This window comes from Intestinibacter sp., assembly GCF_034113885.1.
Taxonomy (GTDB): Bacteria; Bacillota; Clostridia; order Peptostreptococcales; family Peptostreptococcaceae; genus Intestinibacter.
This window is the reverse complement of the sequence record NZ_JAXEWM010000116.1, coordinates 1-9,995: the sequence shown is the minus strand read 5'-3', so window position 1 is coordinate 9,995 and position 9,995 is coordinate 1. Positions and strand designations below refer to the sequence as shown.

General features: G+C 30.4%; 10 protein-coding genes and 1 riboswitch. Of the genes, 3 read left to right on the top strand and 7 right to left on the bottom strand.

Annotated elements, in window-relative coordinates; all coding sequences use genetic code 11:
* Positions 1-164: 164 nt before the first annotated feature.
* From SPD90_RS07125 to SPD90_RS07115, 3 genes are all read right to left on the bottom strand, one after another.
* Complete coding sequence (locus SPD90_RS07125) at positions 165-497, bottom strand: PadR family transcriptional regulator (protein WP_320924767.1); 333 nt, start codon at positions 495-497, stop codon at positions 165-167.
* A 252-nt stretch (positions 498-749) separates the two neighbouring features.
* Positions 750-1,370: a class I SAM-dependent methyltransferase gene (locus tag SPD90_RS07120; RefSeq protein ID WP_320924766.1), complete on the bottom strand. Its 621-nt coding sequence runs from the start codon at positions 1,368-1,370 to the stop codon at positions 750-752.
* 32 nt (positions 1,371-1,402) lie between these two features.
* Positions 1,403-2,941 carry an FGGY-family carbohydrate kinase gene (locus SPD90_RS07115; RefSeq protein ID WP_320924765.1) on the bottom strand — a complete coding sequence of 513 codons (1,539 nt, stop codon included), beginning with the start codon at positions 2,939-2,941 and terminating at the stop codon, positions 1,403-1,405.
* 114 nt (positions 2,942-3,055) lie between these two features.
* Positions 3,056-3,175: riboswitch (FMN riboswitch) on the bottom strand.
* 126 nt (positions 3,176-3,301) lie between these two features.
* Between SPD90_RS07115 and SPD90_RS07110 the strand changes: the two genes are divergently transcribed.
* Positions 3,302-3,829: a CDP-alcohol phosphatidyltransferase family protein gene (locus SPD90_RS07110; RefSeq protein ID WP_320924764.1), complete on the top strand. Its 528-nt coding sequence runs from the start codon at positions 3,302-3,304 to the stop codon at positions 3,827-3,829.
* A 64-nt stretch (positions 3,830-3,893) separates the two neighbouring features.
* Here the strand turns inward: SPD90_RS07110 and SPD90_RS07105 are convergent, their stop codons facing one another.
* From SPD90_RS07105 to SPD90_RS07090, 4 genes are all read right to left on the bottom strand, one after another.
* On the bottom strand, positions 3,894-4,838 hold the full coding sequence (locus tag SPD90_RS07105) for an ROK family protein (protein ID WP_320625453.1): 945 nt from the start codon (positions 4,836-4,838) through the stop codon (positions 3,894-3,896).
* A gap of 74 nt (positions 4,839-4,912) precedes the next feature.
* Positions 4,913-6,913: a molybdopterin-containing oxidoreductase family protein gene (locus tag SPD90_RS07100; RefSeq protein WP_320924763.1), complete on the bottom strand. Its 2,001-nt coding sequence runs from the start codon at positions 6,911-6,913 to the stop codon at positions 4,913-4,915.
* A 142-nt stretch (positions 6,914-7,055) separates the two neighbouring features.
* The gene (locus tag SPD90_RS07095) at positions 7,056-7,745 is read right to left on the bottom strand and encodes a radical SAM protein (protein ID WP_320924762.1); all 690 of its coding nucleotides are present in this window, start codon (positions 7,743-7,745) and stop codon (positions 7,056-7,058) included.
* A gap of 109 nt (positions 7,746-7,854) precedes the next feature.
* Complete coding sequence (locus tag SPD90_RS07090; RefSeq protein ID WP_320924761.1) at positions 7,855-8,283, bottom strand: cytochrome b/b6 domain-containing protein; 429 nt, start codon at positions 8,281-8,283, stop codon at positions 7,855-7,857.
* A gap of 191 nt (positions 8,284-8,474) precedes the next feature.
* On the opposite strand from SPD90_RS07090, the gene SPD90_RS07085 reads away from it, so the two are divergent.
* Both SPD90_RS07085 and SPD90_RS07080 read left to right on the top strand, forming a co-directional pair.
* Entirely contained in the window at positions 8,475-9,185 is a 711-nt protein-coding gene (locus SPD90_RS07085) for a helix-turn-helix transcriptional regulator (RefSeq protein WP_320924760.1), read from the top strand.
* 101 nt (positions 9,186-9,286) lie between these two features.
* A complete protein-coding gene (locus SPD90_RS07080) occupies positions 9,287-9,934 on the top strand; it encodes a chloramphenicol acetyltransferase (RefSeq protein ID WP_320924759.1) in 648 nt (215 codons plus the stop codon).
* Positions 9,935-9,995 lie beyond the last annotated feature (61 nt).

The following is a 9,995-nucleotide window of genomic DNA, read 5'->3' as shown; positions in this document are numbered from 1 at the left end:
GCTGCCTCTCTCTCCATCCCTGATTGAACTAAATCGTTGTATTTTTCAAGTAGGTTTGCAAGTAATTCTTCTTTAAATTCCATAGATTTTTTATTATTTGGTGCATTTTCAAATAATTCTTCTACATATTGCTCAATTTTTAAATCGTATTTAGTAAGCATTTTTTATTTTTCCTCCCCGATTAAGCTATCGATTAAATTCTTTGCTTCTTCCCAATCCATTTTATTTTGTTCATATGCCTTAATGCCCAGCTCAGTAATTGTATAATATCTTCGTCTAGCTCCTTTATCTTCATTCCCCCAATAAGAAGATATATATCCTAGTTTTTCAAGTCTTCTAAAAGCTGAGTATAATGTCGCTTCCTTTAATTCGTACATATTGTTTGTCTTATCTTTTATGACCTTGTTGATCGCGTATCCATATGTATCTCCCTTTATCAGTTGAGATAAGATAATTGTATCAGTATGACCTCTCAATAAATCTGATGTTATAGACAACTCTATTCCTCCTTTGCTGATATATTTTTTATTTAGTCAACTCTAATAATATTTTAATCACCACCATAAGTTCTATTTATTATAGTTATATTTATTACTTATTTATATAATAATATTATATACATCATCTGTCAATGTATATATTTATAAAAAGTATATTTATATTAAATATATATTTTTTTACATTAGCTTTATTAAATTTTTACAGCAAAAAAGACGATTTTATTATAAACCGCCTTTTCTATTTCAGTTCTAATTTTTTTTTGCATTAAATATAAAAGTTCTATAATTTATTTTTTTCCAATCATAAACCTTAAATCCCGCATTTTCAAATAACGGTACTATATCTTTTTTATACCAAATCCTTGAATCTCCTGAATTAGAATATTGTATCATCTTATTAAAAAATTTTATAAAAATTCCTGGAACTGTTGGATCTCCTAATATAAGTGTTCCATCTTTCTTAAGAACTCTTTTTATTTCTGAAACTGCAACCTCTGGTCTAGGGTAATGATGAAATGAGGCATTGCAAATTATAATATCAAATTTATCATTTGGATATGGTAGATTTTCTGCATCTCCTACAACAAAATCTACATCTTCACCACATCTCTCTTTAGCTTCCTCAATCATATTTTTAGAAATATCTAATCCATAATAAAAAGCTTCTCTTTCTTTTTTAAGCAACGAAATAATATTTCCATTCCCACACCCCAAATCAAGTATTGTATTTCCTTCTAATTTGTTTACTCTGTCTAAAATTTCTTGATACATACAACTTACAAACTTTCCATCATGGCCATTATCGTAATCTTTCGCTGTATTATCAAAATATTTTATTGTTGTTTCCTTTGTTTTTTGATTATTTCCCATTTGATTTATTCTTAACCCCTTTTCAATACACCTTATAAGTTTCTCATTTTTTCTAACTGAGTAAACACACTCTTCATATCGCTTCTAATTATTTGTTGTTGAATTCCAAACATCTCTCTGTAATACTTAGTATTCTCTGGATTAGGAGTATAAACTCTCTTGATTTTAACTACATCTAAAAGAGCCTTTTTCAAGTCGTCTATATCTCCAACAGCATAAGCAGCCAAGATAGCATCAGAAAGTACAGCTCCCTCTACATTTTCAAGAGTCACAACTTCACTACCAAGCATATCAGCCTTTATTTGATTCCATAGACTACTCTTGCTTCCACCTTCTGTAACGACAATTTTGTCTAAATTACATCCAGCAGCTCTATACATATCTGAAACATTAATATAGTCGTATCCGATAGCCTCCAACACTGCTCTCCACATTATTCCTTGATCAGTATTTGTAGTTAGGTTTAAGAATGCACCACTTGCATTTTCGATTCCAACAGAGCCCCCTTGTAGATATGGAAGAAATAAAACCCCATCACATCCCGGTTTTACCTTTTCAGCTCTTTCTTGTAGCACATCGTAATATGCTGAATCATCTACCTTATCACAAATATTATCTCTAAACCATCTAAGTGACAATCCACCTGTTCTTATATATCCCCAGTAAAAATAAGTATCTGGAAGTGTTCCGCTACAGAATATCAATCCTGAATCCTTAGTACTTAACTTTTCATTTATACCGTCAGTTGTAACTGTAAACATCGCGCAAGTTCCAGCTACATCAGATGCCATGTTTGATTCTAATATTCCGCAAGCTATGTTTGATTGCATAGTATCACCTGCACCTGCAACAATAGGGATTCCAGCTGGTATACCTAAAGTCTCGGCCATTTCTTCACATAGATGTCCTACGATATCCCAAGGTTTAACGATTTTGGGTAGCATTTCCATAGGTATTTCAAGTAATTCCATTTGTTTTTCTGACCATTTTTTGTTTATTACATCGTATCCAAGAGCCCATCCAGAAATAGTCGCCCAATCTATAAATGCATTCTTTGCTTTAAGTCCAGCTAATTTAGCTAACACATATGGACCATTGTTAAGAAGCTTTGCACCATTTTCTCTAAATCCATCTACATTTTTTAAGAACCAACGTGCAAATAAAGGTGGATAGAAAGAATCAACATAAGCATTTCCACTTTCAGTCGCCCAGATATCCTCGACATTTTCGTTCAACCATTTTGCATCTTCCTTAGTTCTTGAATCTAGATAATTTATATAAGGTGTAATAGGGTTTAAATCCTCGTCAACTCCAACAATTCCGCAGATAACACCATCACCGCAGATAGCTCTGATATCTTTAGGGTCTATACCACTAGTTTCAACACAGTATTTTATACCTTCTATTACCCCTGATAAATAATCGTTTACATCCATTTCAAGCCATTCAGGTTTTGGACATTTCAAATTTGTAGCTATCTGAGTTTTAGCCATGCAAACCATATCATCTCTGTATAAAGCAGTCTTAGCACTTTGTGTACCACAATCAAATCCAATATAATATTTTGCCATTTATTATTCCTCCAAATTTTCTACATCTTCGGATATAAAAGTATATATTTTTCTATACTAAAAAAGCTCGAAGAAAAACATCTCCGAGCTCAATACTATCTAAACCATCATTCATTTTCTCTTCTCTCATCCAGACTATACTGTCGGCTTTGGAATTTCACCAAATCAGCTATTAAAAATAGTTCGCGGGCTATCACCGCCGGTAGGGAATTTCACCCTGCCCCGAAGACATATATTATATTTATAGTTTTATAGTAGTCTTATTGTAAAAATATGTCAACAAAATATAGATTTTTCCTTATTTTATGGCAAAATATTATAAAAGATATAATAAATTTGAACTTTGGAGGATTGTAAATAATGAAATATATACCTAACGTTTTATCTTTTTCAAGAATAATTCTATCTATTGTACTTTTTTATTTAAATCCGGAAAAATTACCTTTTATTTTAATATACATAATATGTGGTATTACTGATGTGTTAGATGGCTTCATCGCCCGTAAAATAAACGCTACTAGTGAATTCGGTGCTAAACTCGATAGTGTTGCAGATGTGATTATTATCTCAGTTATTTTATTTAAGTTTATACCTATTTTGAAGTTGAATTTTTATATGATGATATGGATTATTGTAATTGCTCTAATTAAGGTTTCTTCTATAATCGTGATTTTTATTAGATTTAAGCAGTTTGGAATGATTCATACTTATTTGAATAAACTAACTGGGTTGTTGATTTTTGTTTATCCAATTTTAAATTATTTTATTTCATGCGAATTTTATCTATATTTTGTTTTTATAATTGCTACAATTACTTCATTAGAGGAAATTTCTATTTGCTCAACTATTGCATCGCTTGATTTAGATAAAAAATCTTATTTTAAATAAACACAGATTATTCTGCTCGTATTTTAATCAAGAAATACGAGCAGAACTTATATTTACTTAAAATTTATTTCAATATTGATGCGCCTATTATTCCAGCATCATTACCTAAAGTCGCTATTACTATATCTGCAAATTCTTCATCCTTATAAGTAATATGTTCTCTGACCATTTCCTTTAACCCGTCTAGTATTATATCTGATGATTTTGATAATCCTCCACCAATTGCAACTACTTCAGGATCTAAAGTATTTACTATATTTGCTATTCCTATAGCTAAATATTTTTTAAATCTTGCTATGACCTCTTTTGCTATTTGGTCATCTTGTCTATATGCATCAAAAACTATTTTAGCATCTATTTTAGAAATATCTCCTTTACACATATCAAGTATCGCACTTGTTGGAGCATTTTCTTCTGATAAAAGCTTTTGTGCGTATTTTATTATCGCTGTTGCTGAACAGAAGGTTTCGAAGCATCCGTTATTTCCACAGTTACAATCGTAGAAATTTTCCCCTATAATCATATGACCGATTTCAGAGCCTACCCCATGTGCTCCACTGAAAGGTCTTCCGTTGATAACAATTCCGCCACCTACTCCTGTTCCTAGAGTTATAAGAACTGATGAGCTACTGTTTCTAGCGCTTCCAAATCTACTCTCTGCTAATCCCGCTACAGTAGCATCATTTTCTGCTAAAATATCAAATTCAGGAAAAGTATTCTTTAGTGATTTTATAAAGTCAACCTTGTTCCAATTTAAATTTACGCAGTTTGCTTTTCCATCTTTGTCTATGTATCCAGGTAGACCGAAGCCTATAGATCCAATTTGTGAAGCATCTATTGAATTTTCTTTGATAATTCTTCTGATTACTGCATCTATATCGGAAATAATTTTGTCAAATCCACCTTTTACATCTGTACTACATTGGTCTCTGTAAACTATGTTTCCCTTACAATCTACAACTCCTATTTTTATTCCTGTTCCACCAATATCAACGCCTATATTATACATATACGTCCCCCTATCTTTATTTACTAATTTCTATTTTAAATTTTATATTATTTTTATAATATTTCATATCTTTTTTATGCTTTTTTTATATCTACTGTGTTTGAATTTAATGTAGTTGCCTCACCTATATCAGATAATCTGTCATCATGAAGTGCATTGACTAATCTTCCATTTATAGAAAAATCCATATTATAGACACCTTCTGCTACGACAGCACCTTGAGCTACAGTATCTGTAACCTCTACTATGAATCCAACCTCTCCTAAATCATTGAAGCAAATTATTTCATCTCTATCTTCTATGTTTCTAGATTTTGCATCTTTAGGATTGACCTTTAATGTAACTTTTCCTCTCTTTTCTACGATATCTTTTCTCTCTAAGAAAATAGAATTTAAAGTTTCACAGCTTGGCACAGCAACTAAATTCAATGGATAATCTTGTGATGAATTTTCTATATATCGAGGTATCCTTTCTTCCATTTCATCATTTGTAATTTGTATCTTTCCTGATTTAGTTTTGATATCCATGTGATTTGCAAATGGCGTTGAAATAGATCCACCTTGTTTTAAAATAGCTTTATCCTCTTCAGATATAGTTTTTACATCCTTCAATGATTTTTCAAGCAACTCCTCGAAAATTTCTTCTTCTGTTTTATCGAAATAATCATCTTGATATCCCATAGATTTTGCCAATAGTCTAAACATATCCCAGTCGCTTTTGCATTCTCCCGGTGGATTTATTATTTTTTTGGCAGTCGCTAAAGTACAGTATCCGTAAGAAGTATATACATCTGTTTGCTCTACAGAAAAAGTCGCAGGAAGTACGATATCTGCGTATTTTGCTGTATCTGTCATAAATCTTTCATGAACTACAGTAAATAAATCATCTCTCAAAAGACCTTTTATCATTTTATTTTGGTTACTTATAGAGCATACTGGATTTGATGCGTAGACAAATATGCTTTTAATTGGATTTATTTCATCGTTTAACGCTGATGAAACTTGGTTTATATTTACCATTCTCGCTTTATTTGTTCTAAAATCGTTGCGTGCTATTACATTTTTATCTATATACGATTGAGAAGATGGCGATGTCCCACATAATCCACCACCTGAATATTTTATAGCACCTGTGAATATTGATAGTATTGTTATAAGCCTTACTGTCATTCCGCCGTTTGTATATCTAGAATTTCCACTACCTAGAATAATTGCTGGTGCTTTTGCTTTTGCGTATTCTCTAGCTAAATTTGTGATTGTTTCTTTTGAAATTCCAGTTATTTTTTCTGCCCATTCTGGTGTATAGTTAGTTAGAGTTTCTTTGAAGTCTTTATATCCTATAGTATTTTCTAATAAAAATTCCTCGTCTTGAAGATTTTCCTCCACCATTACATTCATCATCGCACGCGCCACGGCTCCGTCAGTTCCAGGCTTAATCAAAACGACTTGGTCGCAGTATTTTTCCATAGGTTTTGAGTAAACTTCTATTAAAACTACTTTTTTGCCTTGTTTTCTAGCGTTGATTAATTCAGGCATAGTTTGGATTCGAGTCGCCTTCATGTTACTTCCCCAAACTATATAGTAATCGCTGTCTTTAAGCTCCCTAGGATCTAGTGCACCTGTAGTTCCCATTACTGAATTATATCCTGCTCCTTTTGCAGAAGAGCATAGAGTTTTAACTAATGAACATGCACCCATCTTGTTGAACAATGCATCTCCACAGTTTCTCTGTATAACACTCATGACACCTGAGTAGTAGACAGGAAGAATCGCACTTGGACCTTGTTCTTTTATAATCTTTTTCCATTTAATAGTTATTTCTTCTACAGCCTCATCCCATGTTATTGGCTTGAATCTTCCTTCTCCCTTTTTTCCGATTCTTTTTAGTGGAGTTAAAATTCTATCTTGTGAGTGAATAGATTTTTCGTATTTTCTCATTTTCTTACAAATTAGACCATTTGTAGCAGGATGATTTTCGTCTCCTGTCACTTTAAATATCTTTTTTCCATCTGTTTCTACTAATAATCCACATGAAGTCGGACAATCATACGGACATATAGTTTTTTTGATTTGCATCTATGAACATCCCCTTTGTATTTAAATTTCATAAATTTTATATGTAAATAAACTTTTTATTCAATAATCTACTTTTAAATTTTATCGTTTTTTATATCCTTTTTCAATGACATATGTCACATAACTAACATGTTGATATATTTTAAGGCATTAATGTTTTTTCTATCTCTTCAAATCTTTCATCAGACACCCACATAGTCTTTTTTACTCTTTCATCGTCAATTCTAACAACAACTAATTTATCAGGAGATATCGTTTTAACTATATCTTTTAATTTTTTAACTGATTTTTCGTCGTCATTATATCCCTTGACTATAGTTATTTCAAATATAAACTTTCCATTATATTGTTTATTAAATGAGACCATATTTGATATATACTCATCTAATGTATATCCTTCAATTGGTCTTTGGATTTTTTTGAAATCCTCCTCTGTTATCATTTTTATTTCACCTATGATTTCATCGCACTTGTTTGCTATATTTATATATTCGTCTCTAGCAAGTATATAACCATTAGAAAGAAGTCTTACTGGCAATCCCTTAGATTTTATAAAATTAACTACTTCCTCAACTCTGTCATTCACCAGTGCTTCCCCTTTTGAGTTTATAAATACTAATTCAGGCTTTGTATTTTCTATGACTTTACCTAGTTCAGCTATTGATTCTTCTGTCCCTTCAAATGATATTGGAGTATCTATTTTATTTTTTGATCTTCCAATAGGGCAAAATACACAATCAAAATTGCAGTATTTTTCTGGTAGTATGTTAATTTCTAATATCTTTTTTCCATCTTCAATATAAGCATCCTTGTAACTAAAATAACTCTTCATATTCATCCTCCTAAAAAATTAAAAAAAGCCTCGGAAATATCGTCAAATATCTCCCAGGCTTTTATCTCTCCATGTATGTATTTAATTTTAGCATAATAATGCCCTTGAATCAAGCAAATACCTTCTTTACCATACCACTTATAAATCTCCAATAAAGACCAACATGCACACCAATTAACACGATTGATAAATATGAAGCTCCTATATGAATCATCCTCCAAAGCGCTATTTTATCGTAATCCGTTGCCTTCATCATAAGTATACCGCTTAATATTATTAAAAACACCATTACAAACAAAATCGCACTTATAATATATGATACCTTTGTTCTAGTTTTTAGATTTTTATCAAATAATCTTTTGCTTATATTTATTATCCATTTTTTATTTAACAACATATGTATTAAGATAAGCACTCCAAATACTAATCCACTCATAATATGAAATTTAAAGCTGATTAAATTCTTATCAAAAAATGTCACGAATAATACCAGCATTACTATGTCTAGTATAAGTTTAAAAATATTTTTCTTGTTCATTCTTTTCCTCCGCCGTCTTGTATTTAAATCAATTTTGTTGACTTACAAATATAAATAATGTATCATTAATTGATATTGATTTTCATTAACATCATTATAAAATATATTTATTTTTTTTAATTTAAATATATTTGTATTTTTTATAATATATTTAGTTAATTTTGATAACTAATGACTTTTGAGGTGGAAAAATGAATTTTATAATTTCAACGATGACAGATTTTTACCAGTGCTGCAATATACCTGTCAAGGCTGTTTCTTATGAATTGGAGGAAATATATAAAATAGGATATGACGAGTATTTTGATTCAATATATCCTCTAAATGATATTTATAATTTAATCGATAAATATGAAAATCATATAGATTACATATTAGATATACATAATAGTATTTACTATAAAATTTTGAGCATAGATAACTATAAAGGATTTTTTGTGCTAGGTCCTATATCTACAAATAAGACTAATACTCCTATTCCCTATCGCACGTTAGAATGCTTAAATTATTGCTCCAGCTTTATTTCAAATATTGCAAAAGACAAATTCAATCAAATAATAGACAATAAATCATTTAATTTGCATATAAAAAAATCCATCGAATACGTTCACGATAATTACGATCAAAATATAAGCATTGACGATATATGTAAACATTTAAATATTAATAAAAGCTATTTCTGTAGTATTTTTAAAACTGCGACTGGATATACTTTTTGCCATTTTTTAAATCATTTTCGCATAGAAAAGAGCAAAACTCTTCTATTAGATATGAATTTGAGTATACTCGATGTGGCTATAGCTGTTGGTTTTAATAATCAAAATTATTATAGTACTGTTTTTAAAAAGTTTACTGGAGAAACGCCTTTTTCTTATAGAATTTCTGCCTTATGTAAACCTTAAAATTGCCTTATATAAATTGATTTGATACACTAATATCAAGAAGTAATTTAGTAAAATTTACTATTTATGTTGTATTATAAATTAAATTTGAGGTGATTATCGTGATAAATTACAAAAAGGTAGACATAGAAAACTGGGAACGTAAGGATCACTACCTTTATTATAAAGAAAAATTAAAGGTGGGCTACAGCATGACATCAAATATAGATGTTACAAAATTTATAGATTACTGTCATAGCAAAAATATTAAATTTTATGCTACATTTATTTATTGCTTGACTAAAACTCTAAATGCTTTAGAAAATTTCAAGATGTTCGAAGATGAAAATGGCGATTTATGTGTATGGGATTATCTCGTTCCTAATTACACAATTTTTCATGAAGATGACAAGACATTTTCTGATTGCTGGACTAATTTTGATGATGATTTCGAAACTTTTTACGCAGCTATTACTAAGGATATGGATTATTACAAGGATGTAAAAGGTGTGAAGGTTAAGCCAGGTCAACCGGCTAATTTTTATTGTGTATCATGCGTACCTTGGGTTAATTTTACTGGATTTGGTACATATGTTGCAAATGGTGAGCCTAAATATATACCTATAATTACAGCTGGAAAATACGAAGAAAAAGACGGCAAGATTCTTATGCCTTGTACTTTGACAACTGCACATGCTGTATGCGATGGATATCATGTTGGCTTGTTCTTTAATTCTCTACAAAAAACATTATACGACTTTTGCAAGTAAATCGTTCATGCCATTCCATATTATTATGGAGTATAAATCTATATAGGGGTATCACAAAAAT